Annotated in this window: 17 protein-coding genes; 6 read left to right on the forward strand and 11 right to left on the reverse strand. The window is 74.3% G+C overall.

The features are described 5' to 3' along the window. Positions 1-113: 113 nt before the first annotated feature. The 4 genes from B085_RS0140175 to B085_RS0140190 all read right to left on the reverse strand — a co-directional run bounded on the left by B085_RS0140175 (position 114) and on the right by B085_RS0140190 (position 2,297). Positions 114-407, reverse strand: a complete 294-nt coding sequence (locus tag B085_RS0140175; RefSeq protein WP_078620275.1) for a zf-TFIIB domain-containing protein — start codon at positions 405-407, stop codon at positions 114-116. 7 nt (positions 408-414) lie between these two features. After that, on the reverse strand, positions 415-1,392 hold the full coding sequence (locus tag B085_RS0140180) for a phosphotransferase enzyme family protein (protein ID WP_018564247.1): 978 nt from the start codon (positions 1,390-1,392) through the stop codon (positions 415-417). A gap of 194 nt (positions 1,393-1,586) precedes the next feature. Further along, positions 1,587-1,790, reverse strand: coding sequence for a hypothetical protein (locus B085_RS0140185; protein WP_018564248.1), 204 nt, complete (start codon positions 1,788-1,790; stop codon positions 1,587-1,589). A 264-nt stretch (positions 1,791-2,054) separates the two neighbouring features. Beyond that, entirely contained in the window at positions 2,055-2,297 is a 243-nt protein-coding gene (locus B085_RS0140190; protein ID WP_037733380.1) for a hypothetical protein, read from the reverse strand. Positions 2,298-2,504: 207 nt separating this feature from the next. On the opposite strand from B085_RS0140190, the gene B085_RS0140195 reads away from it, so the two are divergent. The 4 genes from B085_RS0140195 (at position 2,505) to B085_RS45285 (ending at position 5,126) form a co-directional block, all read left to right on the forward strand. Then, positions 2,505-3,698, forward strand: coding sequence for a serine/threonine-protein kinase (locus B085_RS0140195; protein WP_037733382.1), 1,194 nt, complete (start codon positions 2,505-2,507; stop codon positions 3,696-3,698). A 163-nt stretch (positions 3,699-3,861) separates the two neighbouring features. Further along, positions 3,862-4,140 (forward strand): VOC family protein, encoded by a 279-nt coding sequence (locus B085_RS0140200; protein ID WP_158689919.1) that lies wholly within the window; start codon positions 3,862-3,864, stop codon positions 4,138-4,140. A gap of 5 nt (positions 4,141-4,145) precedes the next feature. Then, positions 4,146-4,313 (forward strand): hypothetical protein, encoded by a 168-nt coding sequence (locus B085_RS50300; protein ID WP_018564251.1) that lies wholly within the window; start codon positions 4,146-4,148, stop codon positions 4,311-4,313. Between the two features lie 141 nt (positions 4,314-4,454). Then, positions 4,455-5,126 carry a TetR/AcrR family transcriptional regulator gene (locus B085_RS45285; RefSeq protein WP_018564252.1) on the forward strand — a complete coding sequence of 224 codons (672 nt, stop codon included), beginning with the start codon at positions 4,455-4,457 and terminating at the stop codon, positions 5,124-5,126. Positions 5,127-5,133: 7 nt separating this feature from the next. On the opposite strand, the gene B085_RS45290 is transcribed toward B085_RS45285, so the two are convergent. Both B085_RS45290 and B085_RS0140215 read right to left on the reverse strand, forming a co-directional pair. Next, complete coding sequence (locus B085_RS45290; RefSeq protein WP_018564253.1) at positions 5,134-6,186, reverse strand: CU044_5270 family protein; 1,053 nt, start codon at positions 6,184-6,186, stop codon at positions 5,134-5,136. After that, positions 6,183-6,836 (reverse strand): RNA polymerase sigma factor, encoded by a 654-nt coding sequence (locus tag B085_RS0140215; RefSeq protein ID WP_051102286.1) that lies wholly within the window; start codon positions 6,834-6,836, stop codon positions 6,183-6,185. The genes B085_RS45290 and B085_RS0140215 overlap by 4 nt, the downstream gene beginning before the upstream one ends. A 193-nt stretch (positions 6,837-7,029) precedes the next feature. Here B085_RS0140215 and B085_RS0140220 point away from each other — a divergent pair, with 193 nt between their 5' ends. Then, on the forward strand, positions 7,030-8,214 hold the full coding sequence (locus B085_RS0140220) for an acyl-CoA dehydrogenase family protein (RefSeq protein WP_018564255.1): 1,185 nt from the start codon (positions 7,030-7,032) through the stop codon (positions 8,212-8,214). After that, positions 8,211-9,332 (forward strand): acyl-CoA dehydrogenase family protein, encoded by a 1,122-nt coding sequence (locus tag B085_RS0140225; RefSeq protein WP_018564256.1) that lies wholly within the window; start codon positions 8,211-8,213, stop codon positions 9,330-9,332. The genes B085_RS0140220 and B085_RS0140225 overlap by 4 nt, the downstream gene beginning before the upstream one ends. A 1-nt stretch (position 9,333) precedes the next feature. Here B085_RS0140225 and B085_RS0140230 read toward each other — a convergent pair whose 3' ends face one another. The 5 genes from B085_RS0140230 to B085_RS0140250 form a co-directional block, all read right to left on the reverse strand. Then, positions 9,334-10,152, reverse strand: coding sequence for a TrmH family RNA methyltransferase (locus B085_RS0140230; RefSeq protein WP_018564257.1), 819 nt, complete (start codon positions 10,150-10,152; stop codon positions 9,334-9,336). A gap of 46 nt (positions 10,153-10,198) precedes the next feature. After that, a complete protein-coding gene (gene cobA, locus B085_RS0140235; protein ID WP_018564258.1) occupies positions 10,199-11,446 on the reverse strand; it encodes a uroporphyrinogen-III C-methyltransferase in 1,248 nt (415 codons plus the stop codon). Between the two features lie 356 nt (positions 11,447-11,802). Then, positions 11,803-14,949: a nicotinate-nucleotide--dimethylbenzimidazole phosphoribosyltransferase gene (cobT, locus tag B085_RS0140240; RefSeq protein WP_018564259.1), complete on the reverse strand. Its 3,147-nt coding sequence runs from the start codon at positions 14,947-14,949 to the stop codon at positions 11,803-11,805. Positions 14,950-15,200: 251 nt separating this feature from the next. Beyond that, positions 15,201-16,421, reverse strand: coding sequence for a precorrin-6y C5,15-methyltransferase (decarboxylating) subunit CbiE (cbiE, locus tag B085_RS0140245; protein ID WP_018564260.1), 1,221 nt, complete (start codon positions 16,419-16,421; stop codon positions 15,201-15,203). Positions 16,422-16,520: 99 nt separating this feature from the next. After that, positions 16,521-17,165: a GNAT family N-acetyltransferase gene (locus B085_RS0140250; protein WP_018564261.1), complete on the reverse strand. Its 645-nt coding sequence runs from the start codon at positions 17,163-17,165 to the stop codon at positions 16,521-16,523. Positions 17,166-17,195: the final 30 nt, after the last annotated feature.

The following is a 17,195-nucleotide window of genomic DNA, read 5'->3' on the forward strand; positions in this document are numbered from 1 at the left end:
CGATTAGCTCAGCGGGAGAGCGCTTCCCTGACACGGAAGAGGTCACTGGTTCAATCCCAGTATCGTCCACCACCACCCGAGGGCCGGAGCGTTCGCTCCGGCCCTCGGTCGTGTCACGACGAGAAGAGCATGTGGGCCCAGCTCTGCTGCTTGTGGTGACCGCGGTGGCCCCCGTGGTGCCCGCCGTGGGGGGCACCCCAGGCCGGGGCGGCGTGCTGCTGCTGCGGGTACGCCTGCGGGTAACCGGGCGGCGGCGGGGCGGGCTGGGCGTACTGCGACTCCATGCGGGTCAGCGCTTCGAGCTCCCCGTAGTCCAGGAAGATCCCCCGGCAGTTGCCGCACTGCTCGATCTGGACGCCGCTGCGGGTGAACGTCTGCATCGGGCCATGACACTTGGGACAGAGCATCGTCGGCTCATCTCCTCGTTCGCGCCGGCCGGGGGTCGTCCCCCGGCGTGGAACTGCACTTTACTTCCGCGATTCGGCGGCACGTATCGAGGACGGACTGTTCCGCCCCGTCGAGTGCGCGGCCCTCCTGCGCGGCCTTGGCGACGGCTGTCGCCGCGGTCTGGACCGCCAACGCCCGTGCCGCCGCGTCGAGATGCGGCCACGGGTCGCCGTCAGCGGGGACGGCGGGGCCGCCGCCGGCGCGGTAAGCGCCGAGGAAGCGGCCCCAGTCGGCGGGGTCGAGCAGCCCGGCGGCGAACCACATCGCCGGCCGGGCCAGGTCCCAGGCGGGCTCGCCGAGCCCGAGGTCGTCCACGTCTATGAGGCACCACGGCCCGTCCGGCGCGGGGTGGCGCACCAGTTGGCCCATGTGCAGGTCTCCGTGGCAGAGCACCTGCCGCGGCTGCGGGGCCTCGCCGCGGGCCCAGGGCGGCAGGCCGTGCCAGGCGGCGAGCACCGCCGGGTCGCCGGGGCCGGAGGCGAGCATCCTGGCGACCGCGCGGGCCGCGCTGACCGGGCCGCGCATCTGCGGCGGCGGGCCGGGCAGCCGGGCCGGCGGCACGGTGTGCAGCCGGGCCAGGAGGGCGCCGGCCTCCGCCCAGGGCGCGGAGTCAGGGTCGTCGCGGTCGACGGGCTCACCGAGGGGCCACAGGCTCACGGTACGGCCGAGGAGCACGGTGCTCAGCGCGCCGCCGTGGTCGGGCAGCGGCGCCGGGGGCAGCAGGACGCCGTCCAGCAGCGGATGGGCGGCCACGCGCAGCCGCAGGGCGAGTTCGCCGGGATCGGTGCCCGGGGCGTGGGCCTTGGCGACGAGGCGGCCGCCGCGGACGACGGTGGCATCGGGCCGCTCGGCGAGCACGGCGGGCCGCGCCTGGCCGGGCACCCGCGAGGCCGCTGCCGCGACCGCCCCCAGGGCGTGCGTCAGCGCCGCTCCGCTGCTGGTCACTCTCTCCCCCACTGCCCGTTCCACCGGCCCACTGTGCGGCAGCGCGCCGCGTACTGGCAATGCCGGGTGTGATGCCCGGGTACCGCCACAGGTACCCGGGCATTCATGCCGTCCGCCGGACCCCCGTCCCCACGGGGTTGGTTCACCGGTCCTCGCGGACCCCGGACCGCTCTTCCGGGGCCGCGGGGCGTCTGTCAGCGCCCCATCAGACCGGCTACGGACGACGCCTGTGTGACCACCGCGTCCCAGCCTCCGAAGGCCACCGCGAGCAGCACCGCGAGCGGCAGCACCATCGCCACCGCCACCAGCGGATGCCGGGTGCCCGACGGGCGTATGCCGAACGCGGCGATCCTGCTGCCGCGCGCCGGCCGCACCGTACGGCTCACCGTGTTCGCCATGGCCCTCTCCCGGGTCGTGGTCCGTGATCATGCACAGTTGTCGGAGCGGCGGGCGTTTGACCTCGGGGGACGAGTGCTCCGCCCGCCGCTTGACCTCAACACTAGGCGCGGCGCCGGCGGCCGTCGTCATGCCGTCGTACCGCTTCCCTGGCCTCCCCGAGGATGACTCCGGGTCCGGCTGTGTACTCCCCTGGGTGGAGGGACCCGGCCGCACCCCCGGGACATCCCCGAGGGGATGTCCCGGGCGGGCGTCCTCGGGGCCCTTCAGGCGCGCTCCTCGTCCTCCGCGTCGCCGGTCGGCATGGGCTGCTCGACCAGGGCGAGGACCCGGGTCGCCATGAAGCGCGCGGTGCGCACCACGGAGCCGGACCGGGTGACTTCGCTCACTTCCACGACCCCTCGGCGGACCGCTGTCTCGACCCTGCGGCCCGCCCTGGTGGCCACCACTTCATACGTCCTCGTCGTGTCGCCGGCGTCGACGACTATCTCCACACGATCACCCTTCATGGCGTCAATCCCCCTTGTCCGATGGACTGTTGACGGCATGACGAAATTCCTGGCCGTCAGCGGCAGGAATTTTCCCCACTCTTCAAGGATCCCATCCGGCACTGACAATCCACCGCCCCGCGCGGGCGCGGCCTCGCGGCACGACGGGCGGTCAGTCCGTAAGCTGTCGGCGTCAGACTGGCCAGGCAGGCAGCGGGGATGGACGACATGGCGATGATGCGGCTCCGGCGCGAGGACCCGCGTGTCGTCGGCTCGTTCCGGCTGCACCGGCGGCTGGGCGCCGGCGGCATGGGCGTCGTCTACCTGGGTGCCGACAAGCGCGGCCAGCGGGTCGCGCTGAAGGTGATCCGCCCCGAGCTGGCCGAGGACCAGGAGTTCCGCTCGCGCTTCGCGCGCGAGGTGTCCGCGGCGAGACGCATCCGCGGCGGCTGCACGGCCCGGCTGGTCGCCGCCGACCTGGACGCGGACCGCCCGTGGTTCGCCACGCAGTACGTCCCGGGGCCATCGCTGCACGACAAGGTCGCCCGCGACGGCATGCTCCCCGCGGCCGAGACCGCGTCCATGGGATCCGCCCTGGCGGAGGGGCTGGTCGCCGTCCACGAGGCCGGCGTCGTCCACCGCGACCTGAAGCCCTCCAACATCCTGCTGTCGCCCAAGGGCCCGCGGATCATCGACTTCGGCATCGCCTGGTCCACCGGCGCGAGCACCCTCACCCACGTGGGCACCGCCGTCGGCTCCCCCGGCTTCCTCGCGCCGGAGCAGGTGCGCGGGGCGGCGGTCACGCCGGCCACCGACGTCTTCGCCTTCGGCGCGACGCTCGCGTACGCCGCGATGGGCGACTCGCCCTTCGGGCAGGGCAGTTCGGAGGTCATGCTCTACCGGGTCGTCCACGAGGAGCCGGACCTCGCCGGTGTGCCGGACTCGCTGGCCCCGCTGGTGTACGCGTGCCTCGCCAAGGACCCTGAGCAGCGGCCCAGCACGGTCCAACTCTCCGAGCGGCTGGCCGAGATCGCCGCCCGCGAGGCCCGCGGACTCGGGGTGGCCCCGGGCCGGCGCGACATCGTGCCCAGGGCGTCCGGTCCGCGCCCCGAGCGGCCCACGGGCACGCGGGCGCAGGAATACGCGGAGCAGCACACCGAGCGCCGGACCGCGCCGGGCACCCCCGCGGCGCCGCGCACCCCCGCCTCCCCCCGTACGCCCGCCGCGCCGCGCACCGCGGCCCGGACCCCGGCCGGCCGCAGGCCCGCGGGCGCGGACCGCAGGCTGCTGCGGCAGCGGCTCATCGTCTTCGTCACCGTGACCCTCCTCGTCGCGCTCGGCATCGCCGCCGCGCAGGGCTGCCAGGGCCCGAGCCGCGGCCTCGGCCTGCTGCAGGGCGTGACGGCACCCCACACGCCGTAAGCGCCCCGGCCGGCACGAACACCCACCCCTTCACCGACGTCGTCCTCATCACGGCGCGGCATGCACCCATGCCGGCGGCCGCGGGACCCGGCGGCTTCGCCCTGGCCGAGCTCATCACCGACGACGTCGACGCCAGTGCCGCCTTCTACGGCGCGCTGTTCGGCTGGACGGCCGGCGACCCCGCCGGGCCGCTGGGCCGGCGCGAGTGGCGGCTCGACGGCACGGCCGTCTCGCTGCTGCTGCCGCGCCCCGCGGCGATGCCCCGGGAGATACCGCCCTACTGGACGCGTACTTCACCGTCACCGACGTCTCCGCCGCGACCGCGCGCGCGACCTCGGCGGGAGGCACCCTGCTCATGCCGTCCACCGACATCGGCAGTGGAAGCATCGCCGTGCTCCTTGATCCGACGGGTGCCGTCTTCACCCTCGTCGAGCCGAGGTGACGGCCATGTCCGTGAAGGGGAAGACCGGCATCGTGACCGGCGCCGGGTCCGGGCTCGGCAAGGCGGGGGCCGGGCGGCTCGCCCGCGAGGGCGCCAGGATCGTTCGTGGCCGACGTCGACGGGGCCGCCGCCGAACGCGTCACGAGGTCGACGGCGGCCAGACCCAGCCGTGAGTGACGGACGACGACAGATCCGTCCCTGCGCGCCAGGGGTTTCAGCCTTGGCTACGCTGAGGCCATGAGCAGCAAGGATCCTCTGCGGTCGGGCCTTCGCGAGCTGACCCGCCAGTCGGTGAGGGCGCAGCCGACCGCGCGATGAAGCTGTTCATCGAGCACGGCTTCGAGAAGACGACCATCGAGCAGATCGCGGCGGAGATCGGCATGTCCGGGCGGAGCGTCTCGCGCTACTTCGCCAGCAAGGAGGACATGGTCGTCGGCAACCTCACCGGGATCGGGCAGGGCATCGCCGAACGCCTCGCGGCACGCCCCGCCGACGAACCCGTGTGGGAGGCACTGCGCCGGTCCCTCGACGAGCACGTGGCCGCGCTCGACCACGACCCGGACGGCACGCTGCTCGCCACCTCCGTGATGCTGGCCGGGACCCCCGCCCTGCAGGGGGCGCTGGCGAAGAAGCGACGGGAGTGGCAGGACCTGCTCGTTCCCCTCGTGGCGGAGCGCCTCGGCGGGGGCGAGCACCGTGAGTTGAGGGCGCGCGCCCTCGCCGTGACGGTGCTGTCCTGCCTCAACGCGGCCGTGGGCGCGTGGACGGACAGCGGGGGGGCCGAGCGGGTCGACGTGCTCGTCGATGTGGCGCTGGGCGCGGTGGGCGAGGCCGCGGGTGGGGCTTCCGGCGGCCCGCGTCACGCGAGCGCGCCCCAGGCCGAATCGTCACAGGAGCGCCGGCCGGCCGGGCGGACCGATCGCCGGGTCCCGGCCGACGCGCCGCACGGACTCCCCGCTCCGGGGAGCGGGGAGTCCGTGCGGTAGCGCCGGGTCAGCCCGCGGTGTCGGCGGAGACCTCGCCAGGGCTGTCGACGACACCGCTCGCCATGACGGCGTCGATGCCGTACAACGTATCGGTTCCGCCGGTGCCCTTGGCGGCGGTCATGTAGGACCGCGAGCCGAGGTAGGCGAAGGTCTTCTTGTCGAAGATCCATTCGTCGCGGGTGGCGGACCCGGGGTCCTCGCGCGTGATGCCGATGCCGCGGCGTCCTGCCGCATCGGCGGCGTCGGGCACCATGGTGACTCCGGGGATCTTCTCGACGACCTTGTACAGCGCGGAGGCGGTGGCGGGCGGCATGATCGTCGAGCGCAGCAGCTCACCGATGTTCCGGAAGACGGTCTCGTCCTGTGACAGGTCGCCCCAGGGCTCGGTCTGGGCGTAGAGCAGGGTGCGCAGGGCCTCGGGGTCCGTGGGCAGCGAGGCCAGCCACTTGTATGTGACGTGGTCCAGGCCCGCGCCCACGGGCGAGGTGCTGACGATGGGGACCAGTTCGCCGGGCATGACCGCGTCCTTGCCCGTGTCGCGGATCCAGCCCGTCCTCGTGGTGGGTCCGGAGCCCTGGGCGGTCCACACCTCGTGCCTGCCCGGCGCACCGAGCCGGACCGGGCTGTTCAAGGCGCCCTTGTTCTCGCGGCTCAGGAACGCTACGTACACGAACTGGCCGTCCTCCACCGGCGTCACGTCCCGTGTCATGGCGGCGGCGGCGATCCGGTCGAGGGTGACGGCCGCGCCGTTGTCCTTCGCCGGCCCGGCGACGGAGGACCGCCGCGGGGCGGAGGTGTGGTCACCTCCGGACGCGGTGACGACCAGCACGCCGGTCAGTACGGCTGCCACGGGCAGGACCATCGCCGGACGGAGCCGACGGCTGAGCCGTGCCATCGGCCTCCGGGCGTCGGAGATGCCGTCCCGGTCGATCTGTCGCATCAGAACTTCCTTGTGGTGGAGGTGACGGTTCGGCGAGAGGTCCCAGGCGGCCGAGGCCGCCAGCAGTTCTTCCGCCGCGCTCCGGGGGGAGCCGGGGCCGTGCGGATCATCGGCGTTCATGGGGTTTCCTCCTGCAGAAAGAGCGCCGCGAACGCGGCCTCGCTCTCTATCCCTCCGCGGGCGCCGTCCGGTTCCACCCTCGCGCCCGGCGCTGGTGCGGCACTCAGCCTGGCCAGTCGGTTCCGGGCGCGCGAGAGCCGCGAGCGCACGGTGCCGACCGGGATGTCCAGGGCCTCGGCGGCTTCCCGGTAATCCAACCCGGCCGCCACGCACAGGGCGATCACCTCCCTGTCCTGGCGGCGCAGCCGGCACAACGTGTCGTACACGGCGGCCAGGCGGCGGGCGTCGTCGATCCGGCCGGCCGTCTCCTCCGCGAAGTCCTCGACGGGGCGGGGCTCCGGGCTGCGTGCCAGGAAGGCGAGCCTCCGCCGCAGTCCACGGTTGGCGTTGTGAGCCTTGTACGTGGCGATGCCCAGCAGCCACGGGGTGAGGGAGCCGCCCTCGGGATCCACGGTCTCCCGCGCGCGCCAGGCGGCGAGGAACGTCTCGGACATGACGTCCTCGGCCTCCGGCCAGCTACCGGTCAACCGCAGCGCGTGACTGTATACCGCTCGCGCGTTCCGTTCGTACAGATCGGCGAACGCGGTGCGGTCTCCTGCTCGGATGCGGCCACGCGACGGCTCTGATGGTTCTCTTTGCGTCACATTCATTACCCTCCGCCGCCCCGGCCGAGTTCCTGTGTCCGCCGTCACACAGCCGCCAGGGAGGGCGTCAGGGTCATGGAAGCACACGCCGGCTGACGCCTTGGACATGCGGGCCCGCCAGGGGGTGACGGGAGGCCACTCCGTGGGTTAGTTTCTAAGCGCTTGCTTAGGCTACGCACACGCGGAGGGACGCATTCGCATGACGGTCACACCGGAGGAGCTGCGCGAGCGAGTGCACACGCTGCTGGCCTCTCACGATCCCGCGGCGACGGACCGCCTGGACTTCCTGCGGGCCCGGTTCGACGCCGGTCTGGCGTGGGTGCACTACCCGCAGGGCCTCGGCGGCCTGGGCGCGCCCCGCGCCCTGCAGGGGGTCGTGGACGCCGAACTGACCGCCGCCGGGGCTCCGGACAACGAGCCGCGCCGGATCGGCATCGGCCTCGGGATGGCCGCGCCCACCGTCCTCCGGTACGGCACCGAGGAGCAGAAGGCCCGCTTCCTGCGCCCGCTGTGGACCGGCGAGGAGGTCTGGTGCCAGCTGTTCAGCGAGCCCGGCGCCGGCTCGGACCTGGCCGGCCTGCGCACCAGGGCCGTACGCGACGGCGACGGCTGGATCGTCACCGGCCAGAAGGTGTGGACGTCCAACGCCCACAACGCGCGCTGGGCGATCCTCATCGCCCGCACCGACCCGGACGTCCCCAAGCACCAGGGCATCACGTACTTCGTGTGCGACATGACGGCCCCGGGCGTCGAGGTTCGGCCGCTGCGGCAGATCACGGGCGAGGCCGAGTTCAACGAGGTCTTCCTGACGGACGTCCGCATCCCCGACGCGCACCGCCTCGGCGAGGTCGGCGACGGCTGGCGGGTGGCGCAGACGACGCTGATGAACGAGCGGGTCGCCATCGGCGGCACCGCGCTCCCCCGCGAGGGCGGGATGATCGGAACCGTGGCCGCGACATGGCGGGAGCGGCCCGAGCTGCGCACCCCGGACCTGCACGACCGGCTGCTGCGGATGTGGGTGGAGGCCGAGGTCACCCGCCTCACCGGCGAACGGCTGCGGCAGCAGCTCGTCGTGGGCGCCCCGGGCCCCGAGGGCTCGGGCATGAAGCTGGCCTTCGCCTCGCTCAACCAGCGCATCAGCGGCCTGGAGGTGGAACTGCTGGGCGAGGAAGGCCTGCGCTACGGCGACTGGACGATGACCCGCCCGCAGATCGTCGACTTCTACGGCCGCGACGCCGGTTACCGCTATCTGCGGGCCAAGGGCAACTCCATCGAGGGCGGTACCTCCGAGATCCTCCGCAACATCATCTCCGAGCGTGTCCTCGGCCTGCCCTCCGAGCCGCGTACGGACAAGGACGTCCCCTGGAAGGACCTGCCGCGATGAGCTCCGACCTGCTCTACTCCGACGTCGAGAACGACCTGCGCGCCGCGGTACGCGGCCTGCTCGCCGACCGGTGCGCCCCCTCGGACGTCCTGGCGCGCTGCGAGGGCGACGAGCCGTACGACTCCGCGCTGTGGCGCACCCTGGCCCGGGAGGTCGGGGTCGCCGGGCTGCTGGTTCCGGAGAAGCTCGGCGGCCAGGGCGCCTCCGCGCGGGAGGCGGCGGTCGTGCTGGAGGAGCTGGGGGCCTTCGTGGCGCCCGTGCCCTTCCTGGGCAGCGCCGTGCTGGCCACCACGGCGCTGCTGGCGGCCGGCACCCCGGAGGCGGACACCGTCGTGGCGCGCCTCGCGGAGGGCGAGCAGACGGCCGCCCTGGCCGTGCCGCTGCCGTCGGCGCCCGGCACGGAGGTGTTCCCGGGGGTGCGGGCCGACGCGGACGGCGTTCTCGGCGGGCGTGTGACCAGCGTCCCCGACGCGACCGCCGCGGACGTGCTGATCGTGCCCGCTACCGGCCCCGACGGGCCGGGCCTCTACGAGGTGCGCAACGACGCGCCCGGGGTCGCCCTGTCCGTGCCGGTGCCGCTCGACCTGACCCGCCCGATCGCCGACGTCACATTCGACGGGGCGGCGGCCCGCCGGATCGCCGGCCCCGCGACGGCCGCGGCGGCCGTCGAACGGGCCCTGCTGGCCGGGGCGGGGCTGCTGGCCTCGGAGCAACTCGGCCTGGCCCAGCGGTGCCTGGACGAGACGGTGGCGTACCTGAAGGAGCGTCACCAGTTCGGCCGGGTCGTGGGCTCCTTCCAGTCCCTCAAGCACCGGCTCGCGGACCTGTGGCTCGAGGTCGTCCAGGCCCGCGCCGCGGCACGCAACGCCGCCGACACGCTCGCGCGCGACAGCGCGGACGCCCCGGTCGCGATCGCAGTGGCGCAGGCCTTCTGCGCGCCGGTGGCGGTGCGGGCCGCCGAGGAGTGCGTCCAACTGCACGGCGGCATCGGGATGACCTGGGAGCACCCGGCCCACCTGCGGCTGAAGCGCGCCAAGGCCGACGAGATCGCCCTGGGCACACCCGGCCGTCACCGGGCGGCTCTCGCCGCGCTGGTGGAACTGCCGGCCGCGGGCTGAGTCAGTCCCGGGGGCGGCCGGTCGCCACCGCGTAGAACGCGACGGCGGCGGCCGCCCCCACGTTCAGGGAGTCCACCCCGTGCGCCATGGGGATGCGCACCCACTCGTCGGCGGCGACCAGGGCACGGGTCGACAGGCCGTCGCCCTCGGCGCCGAGCATCAGCGCCGCGCGCTCCAGTCGGTGCGGGCCGGCCGCGTCGATGTCGGTGGCCTTCTCGTCCGGGGTCAGCGCGAGCAGCGTGAAGCCCGCCTCCCGCACCGCCTCCAGATCCCGGGGCCAGTTCTCCAGCCGGGCGTACGGCACGGAGAAGACGGCGCCCATCGAGACCTTCACCGACCTGCGGTACAGCGGGTCGGCGCAGTCCGGGGAGAGCAGGACGGCGTCCATGCCGAGGGCGGCGGCACTGCGGAAGATGGCGCCGATGTTGGTGTGGTCGTTGACCGACTCCATGACGACGATCCGCCGCGCGTCACCCAGCAGGTCGGCGGCGTCGGGCAGTTGTCTGCGCTGCATGGAGGCGAGGGCGCCGCGGTGCACGTGGTAGCCGGTCACCTGCTCGGCGAGCTCCGGGCTGACCGCGTAGACCGGCGCCGGGACCTCGTCGATGACGTCCCGCATGACGTCGACCCACTTGGCGGACAGCAGCATGGAGCGCATGCGGTAACCGGCCTGCCGGGCGCGCCGGATGACCTTCTCGCCCTCCGCGATGAACAGCCCCTCGGCCGGCTCGCGGCGTCTGCGCAGCTCCACGTCGGTCAGGGACGTGTAGTCGCGCAGACGCGGGTCGTCGGGGTCGTCGATGGTGATGAGCTCAGCCACAGGGTGATACTGCCTTGTCCGAAATGCGGTGCCAACGGCACCGACGTCACTGGTTACCGCTGGTTACCCGCTCGCCGACGGCGACGACCTCGCCGATGACGATCACCGCGGGCGGCCGAACGCCCTCCGCGGCCACCCGCTCCGCCACCGTCGCGAGCGTCGCGTCGACCCGGCGCTGGGCCGCCGTCGTACCCTCCTGGATCACGGCGACGGGGGTGTCCGCGCCCCGGCCGTGCGCCACGAGGGCCGCCGCGATCGGGCCGATCCGCTCGACGGCCATCAGCAGCACCAGGGTGCCGCGCAGCCGGGCGAGCGCTGCCCAGTCCACCAGCGACCGCGGGTCCTCCGGGGCCACATGGCCGCTGACCACGGTGAACTCGTGCGCCACGCCCCGGTGTGTGACCGGGATCCCGGCGGCGGCCGGGACGCTGATCGAGCTGGAGATCCCGGGCACCACGGTGCACGCGATGCCGGCCTCCGCGAGCGCCTCCGCCTCCTCCATGCCGCGCCCGAACACATACGGGTCCCCGCCCTTGAGCCGCACGACCGCCTTGCCCGCCTTCGCGTGCTCGATCAGCGCCGCGTTGATCGCCTCCTGCGCCATCGCCCGGCCGTACGGGATCTTCGCGGCGTCGATCACCTCGACGTGCGGGGGCAGTTCGTCCAGCAGGTCGCGCGGGCCGAGGCGGTCGGCGATCACGACGTCCGCCTCCGCGAGCAGCCGGCGGCCCCGCACCGTGATCAGGTCCGGGTCGCCCGGACCGCCGCCGACCAGCGCCACGCCCGGGGTCCTCCCCCGGTACTGCGGTGCCGCGAGCGAGCCGTCCCGCAGGCCCTCCACGATCGCGTCCCGCACGGCCGCGGAACGCCGCGGGTCCCGCCCGGTCAGGACGGCGACGGTCACGCCCTCCGTACGGCCGGTCGCCGGGGTCCACGCGGTCGCCGCCTCGGCGTCGTCACTGCGGACGCACCACACCCGGTGCTCCTCCGCCTCCGCGGAGGCCGCGGCGTTCGCCTCGGGGTCGGTGGTGGCGATCAGCGCGTACCAGGCGTCGGCGAGGTCGCCGGGCCGGTAACGGCGGCGCTCCCAGCGGATCTCGCCCGCGGCGGCCATCGCGTCCACGGACGGTGTCGCGGACGGGGAGACCAGCACGACGTCGGCGCCGGCGGCGACCAGCGGGGGCAGCCGGCGCTGGGCGACCTGGCCACCGCCGAGGACGACGACGCGCCGGCCGGCGAGGCGCAGGCCGACGGGGTAGGCGGGTGGGTCGTTGCGGTCCTCGGCGGCAGTCATGGCGGTGCGGCTCCTAGGGTGTGCCTCGCGGCGTGTGCGTCTGCGTCGCGGCACGGCACGGCAGGGGGTGGGGGTGCGGGGCGACCCTGCCCCGCCCCAACCCTACGGTGCGGGGCGGCTGCGCCGCAGCGCCCAAGATCACACCTGCGGTGCGCTTACGGTTCTGTGGGGCCGGTTGTCGTGTGCGGGTCTGTTGCGCCTGCGGCGGGCGGGCGGGAGAACCGCCCGCCGCAGGCGCAACCAACCCGCACACAACCACCGGCCGCAAGGGGCACCCACCGGACAGCCCCGGCGCAGCCGCCCGCAGGCGCAACCAACCCGCACACAACAACGCGCCGTAACACAGACCGACCGCGTCAGGACTTCTCCGTGACCCCCGCAGAGTCGAACGTCGCCACCTCATGCATCGCGCGCGCAGCGCTCTGCACCAGCGGCAGCGCCAGCAACGCACCCGTGCCCTCGCCGAGCCGCAGGTCCAGCTCGACCAGCGGCCGCAAGCCCAGCTTCGTCAGCGCCGCCCGGTGGCCGGGCTCCGCGCTGCGGTGGCCCGCGATGCAGGCCGCGAGGACCTCCGGGGCGATGGCGCGGGCCACCAGGGCCGCCGCGCCGGCGCTGACGCCGTCGAGGATGACCGGGGTCCGCAGGGAGGCCGCGCCGAGCAGCAGGCCCACCATGGCCGCGTGTTCGAGGCCGCCGATCGCCGCGAGGACCTCGATCGGGTCGGACGGGTCGGGCCGGTGGAGTTCGAGGGCGCGCCGTACGACGTCGATCTTGCGGGCGTGCATCTCGTCGTTGATGCCGGTACCGCGCCCGGTGACCTCCGCCGGGTCGACCCCGGTGTAGACGGAGATCAGGGCGGCGGAGACGGTGGTGTTGGCGACCCCCATCTCCCCGGTGAGCAGCGCCTTGTTGCCCGCGGCGACGAGGTCGCGGGCGGTCTCGATGCCGACCTCGATCGCGCGCAGCGCCTCCTCGCGCGACATGGCGGGCCCGGCCGTCATGTCGGCGGTGCCGGGACGGACCTTGCGGGGCAACAAACCCGGCGTGCTGGGCAGGTCGGAGGCGACGCCGACGTCGACCACGCAGACCTCGGCGCCCACCTGGTTGGCGAAGGCGTTGCACACCGCCCCGCCGCCGAGGAAGTTGGCGACCATCTGGCCGGTGACCTCCTGGGGCCAGGCGGTGACGCCCTGGGCGTGCACGCCGTGGTCACCGGCGAAGATCGCGACGGCCGCGGGCTCGGGGATCGGCGGCGGGCACTGCCGGGACAGCCCGCTGAGCTGTGCGGAGATGATCTCCAGCATGCCGAGCGCGCCGGCCGGCTTGGTCATCCGCTTCTGCCGCTCCCAGGCCTCGCCGAGCGCCTTCGCGTCCAGCGGGCGGATGCCGCGCAGCGTCTCCTCCAGGAGGTTGTGCGGCTCCTCGCCGGGCAGGGCCCGGTTGCCGTACTCCTCCTCGTGGACGACCCAGGACAGCGGGCGTCGCTTGGACCAGCCCGACTGCACCAGTTCGGGGTCCTCGGGGAACTCGTCGACGTAGCCGACGCAGAGGTACGCGACGACCTCGAGGTGCTCGGGCAGGCCGAGTTCGCGGACCATCTCGCGCTCGTCGAAGAAGCTGACCCAGCCGACACCGAGGCCCTCGGCGCGGGCGGCGAGCCAGAGGTTCTCCACGGCGAGCGCCGACGAGTACGGGGCCATCTGCGGCTGCGTGTAGCGGCCCAGCGTGTGGCGGCCGCCGCGGGTGGGGTCCGCGGTGACGACGATGTTGACGGGGGTGTCGACGATCGCCTCGATCTTCAGCTCGCGGAACTGCTTGGCGCGGCCCTTGGGGAGGGACTTGGCGTAGGCCTCGCGCTGCTGCATGGCGAGTTCGTGCATGCGCTCGCGGGTCTTGGCCGAGCGGATGACGACGAAGTCCCACGGCTGGGAGTGGCCGACGCTCGGCGCGGTGTGCGCCGCCTCCAGCACGCGGATCAGCACCTCGTGCGGGATCGGGTCCTTGCGGAAGCCGTTGCGGATGTCCCGTCGTTCACGGATGACGCGGTGGACGGCGTCCCGTACGGCCGGGTCGTAGCCCTCGGCGGGGGGCAGCAGCAGCTCCGGGTCCTCCTCGTCGGCCACCGGCACCTCGGGCGCCTCGGCCTCGTCGGGTGCCGCCTCCGCCTCGGCCGCGGGCACGGCCTCGGGCTGCGGCTCGACGGCGGGGGCGACCGGGGTCTCCTCCTGCACGACGACGGCGGGCGCGGGCTCGACGACGGCCGCCTCCACAACAGGCACGGGCGCGGGCACGGGCTCCAGCTCCACAACAGGCACGGGCGCGGGCACGGGCTCCAGCTCCACAACAGGCACGGGCGCGGGCACGGGCACGGGCTCCGCCACGGCCTCGACGACCGGTTCGGGCTCGGCCACCACGACCGGTTCCGGCACCACGACCGGCTCGGGCGCCTCCGGGACGACCGGCGCCACGGGCACCTCGGTGGCCGGCTCCATGCCGAACGGCAGCGGCTCGTCCGGGGTTTCCAGCGGCGGCACCGGCTCGGGCGTCGCCGGCATGACGGCCACCGGCTCGGGCTCCGGCACGACGACCTCGGGCGCCGCCGGGAGCTCGTCGCGCGGGATGTCCAGGTACTCCGGCCCCGTGGTGGGCGGGCCCACGTGGCGCATGGGCGCCGGAACCGGCTGCGGCGCAGGCGCCGGTGCGGGCGGCGGGGTGGCCGGGCCGCGGTCGGCCAGGGAGCGCACGATGCCGCCGCCGTTGGACGGGTCCGGGATCGGCGGGCCCATGTGGAGGGGGCGCCGCGGCGGTACGGGGGCGGCCGGGGCGGCCTCCTGCACCTGCGCGGGCACCTGGGGCTGCGGAGCCGGCTCGGCCTCCGGGGCCTGGACCTGGAGCGCGTCCTCGGCGGGCGCCGGCTGCGCGACGGTTTCGGCCGCCACGGGCACCGGCTGCTCCACCACGAACGGCGCGGCCTGCTCCGCCGGCGGCTGCTCCGGGACCGGGGTACCCGGTACGAGCGGCCCCTCGGTGCGGACCGCCGAGTAGTCGAGGGAGACGGAGTCGCGGCCGCCGCTCTCGTGGGCGTCGTGCTCGATGCCCTGGGGCGCCACGGGCACCCCGAGCGGGGTGTGCTCGACCGGCACGGGCGTGGGGGCGGCGGCCTGCGCCGGGACCTGCACGGACGGGGCCACGGGAGCGGGCGCCGGGACGGGTACCGCGACCGGGACCGGCTGCGGCGGCACGGGCTGCGGGTCGGCCCAGGACCCCTGCAGACCCGGCATCAGCAGCATCTCCTCTTCCTCGTCGACCGGCGCGGGGCCGGACGGCTGGTCGAGGTAGTGGTACTCGGGAGGAACCGGCGCGGTGAGCGGATCGACGTCCCACGAGGGGACGGACTGCTGCTGCGCGCCACTGCCGGGAAGGTCGGCGTGCGGCTGCAGAACCGCTTCTTCGCCTGCGTTCTCCGGCAGTCCCTCACCCGGGACCTGGCCGGTGTCAGTCATGCGTGCCCCTCGCCCATCGGTTTCGCTCCTTCCATCGCTGCGCCGAGCACACTGCCCACAGAGAGAACGAGCGTGGGCGGCAACCGGCACGACGACGGCGATTGACCGGTACTGACCATTACTGATCAGCCCTCACGCGACGTCAATGCGCGACAACGGCACAGCGGTCCGTCAGCCTACCGTGCGTGTGTCCGCGCGTGCTCAGGGGGGTTCACCTCAAACCGGTGCCAATGCGGGCGCAACCCACCGGCTCACCTGCGGTGTCCGAGGAGCGCGAAGACCACCGTGCGCTCCCGCTCGGACCACTCGTCGTCCAGCTCGACTGCCTGCAACAACGCGCATTCCACGGTGTATCCGCCCTCGTCGAGGGCGCGGCTGACGGCTTCGGCCTCGTCCCGGTTCGCGGCGCTCGCGGCGATTCGCTCCGGCCGGCGCGCGGCGCAGGCGGCCACGACCTCCGGCCCGCCGCCCCCGATGCGCACGATGTCCGGTTCCGGCAGGTCCTCCAGCACGTGCGGGGCCCGGCCGTGGACGACCCGCACCTGCACCCCGAAGTCCCGTGCGGTGTCCTCGACGCGCTCGCACGCCGCGGCGTCGGCCTCCACCGCGATGACGGCCGCGCCGAAGCGCGCCGCCTCCACGGCGACGGCGCCGCCGCCGGCGCCGATGTCCCAGAGCAGGTCGCCCGCCCGCGGCCCGAGCCGGGCCAGTTGCAGCGCGCGCAGGTGCGCCGGGCCGTCCCCGGGGACGTACCGCTCGGAGGGCAGCGCCCAGCCCCGGACGCGGTCGGCCGTGGCGGGGTCGCCGCCCGCCAGCCAGCCGGACTGCGCGGGGACCGGGACGGGCACCGGCGCGGGGGCGGCGGCCGGGGCGGCGCCGACGACGAGGACGACGTTGGGGTCGCGCCAGGTGTGGTCGGCCACCTTGTCGGAGGTGAGGACGGTGACCTGCTCGTGCTCGGTGCCGAGGGCCTCGCAGATCACGAAGGTGCGGTGCTCGTCGCCGAGCAGCAGGGCGAGTTCGGCCGGACCGGCGCCTGGCGCGGTCAGCACGGCGACCTTGGGGTGGGCGCGGCAGACGTTGACGGCCCGCCGCAGGGTGCGGGTGTGCGCGACGACCACCCGGGCGTCGTCCCAGGGCATGCCGGCCCGCGCGAAGGCCTGGGCGACCGAGGTGACGCCGGGGACGACCTCGACCTCCAGTCCGTACTCGGGGGTGCGCAGGGCGCGGACGACTCCGAAGAATCCGGGGTCGCCGTCGGCGAGGACCACCGCGGTGCCGCGGTGCCGCGCGATGCGGCGGGCGGCCAGGTCGATGCTGCCCAGCACGATCCGCTCGGCGTCCTCCGGCACGAAGGGCAGTGCCAGGTGGTGCCGGGTCCCGGCCACCAGCGTGGCGGCCGACAGCGCGGAACGCGCCGCCTCGCCGGGTGGTGAGCCGTCCCACCCGATCACCGTGACACGGTCGGCCATCGTCGTCCTGCCTCCTGGGCGCGTCGCGGTGCGGTGCCCGGGTGAGGTGATCCCGGGGTGTGCACAGTACCCCGGCCAGGATCTTGCGCTAGCGGGTGCTCACTGCCAGTCGGGGTACGCCGCGTAGTCGGAGCCGTCGGCGGACTGCTCCGCGAGCCCGTCCAGGTCCTCCGGGAGCAGGCTCCACACGATCAGGTCGGTGCGGATCTCCTCCCAGTGGCCGCCGGTCTCCCCGTCCGGCCGGTGGCGGACCAGGCCGGCGCCGCGCAGCACGCCCTCGCTGATGCAGCCGATCTTCTGCGCGACCTGCTGCGAGGCGGCGTTGTCGGCGGCGGTGCGCAGTTCCAGGCGCTCGAACTTCTGGTCGTCGAAGAGCCACTGGGCGGTGCCCTGGACGGCCTCGGCGGCATAGCCCTCGCCGCGCGCCCAGGGGGCGATCACGTAGCCCACCTCGCTGCTGCGGATGCGCCAGTCGGTGCGCTGCAGGTGGACGATGCCGACCAGGCGCTGGGTGAGGAACTCGGTGACGGCGAGCACGATGCCGCGGCCTTCCGCGCGCTCGGCGGGGGCGAACTCGGTGATGAAGGAGCGGGCGTCCGCCTCGGTGTACGGATGCGGCACGGAGGTCCAGGCGATCACGGACTCGTCGTTCATCATCTCCGTCAGGGCGGGGATGTCGGACTCCTCGTACGTGCGCAGCACCAGCCGCTCCGTACTGATGGAGATCTCCGGGAAGCTGGTCATTCGACGCTCCGTAGCCAGGGCATGTGTGAA

The organism is Streptomyces sp. BoleA5, assembly GCF_000373665.1.
Lineage (GTDB): Bacteria > Actinomycetota > Actinomycetes > Streptomycetales > Streptomycetaceae > Actinacidiphila.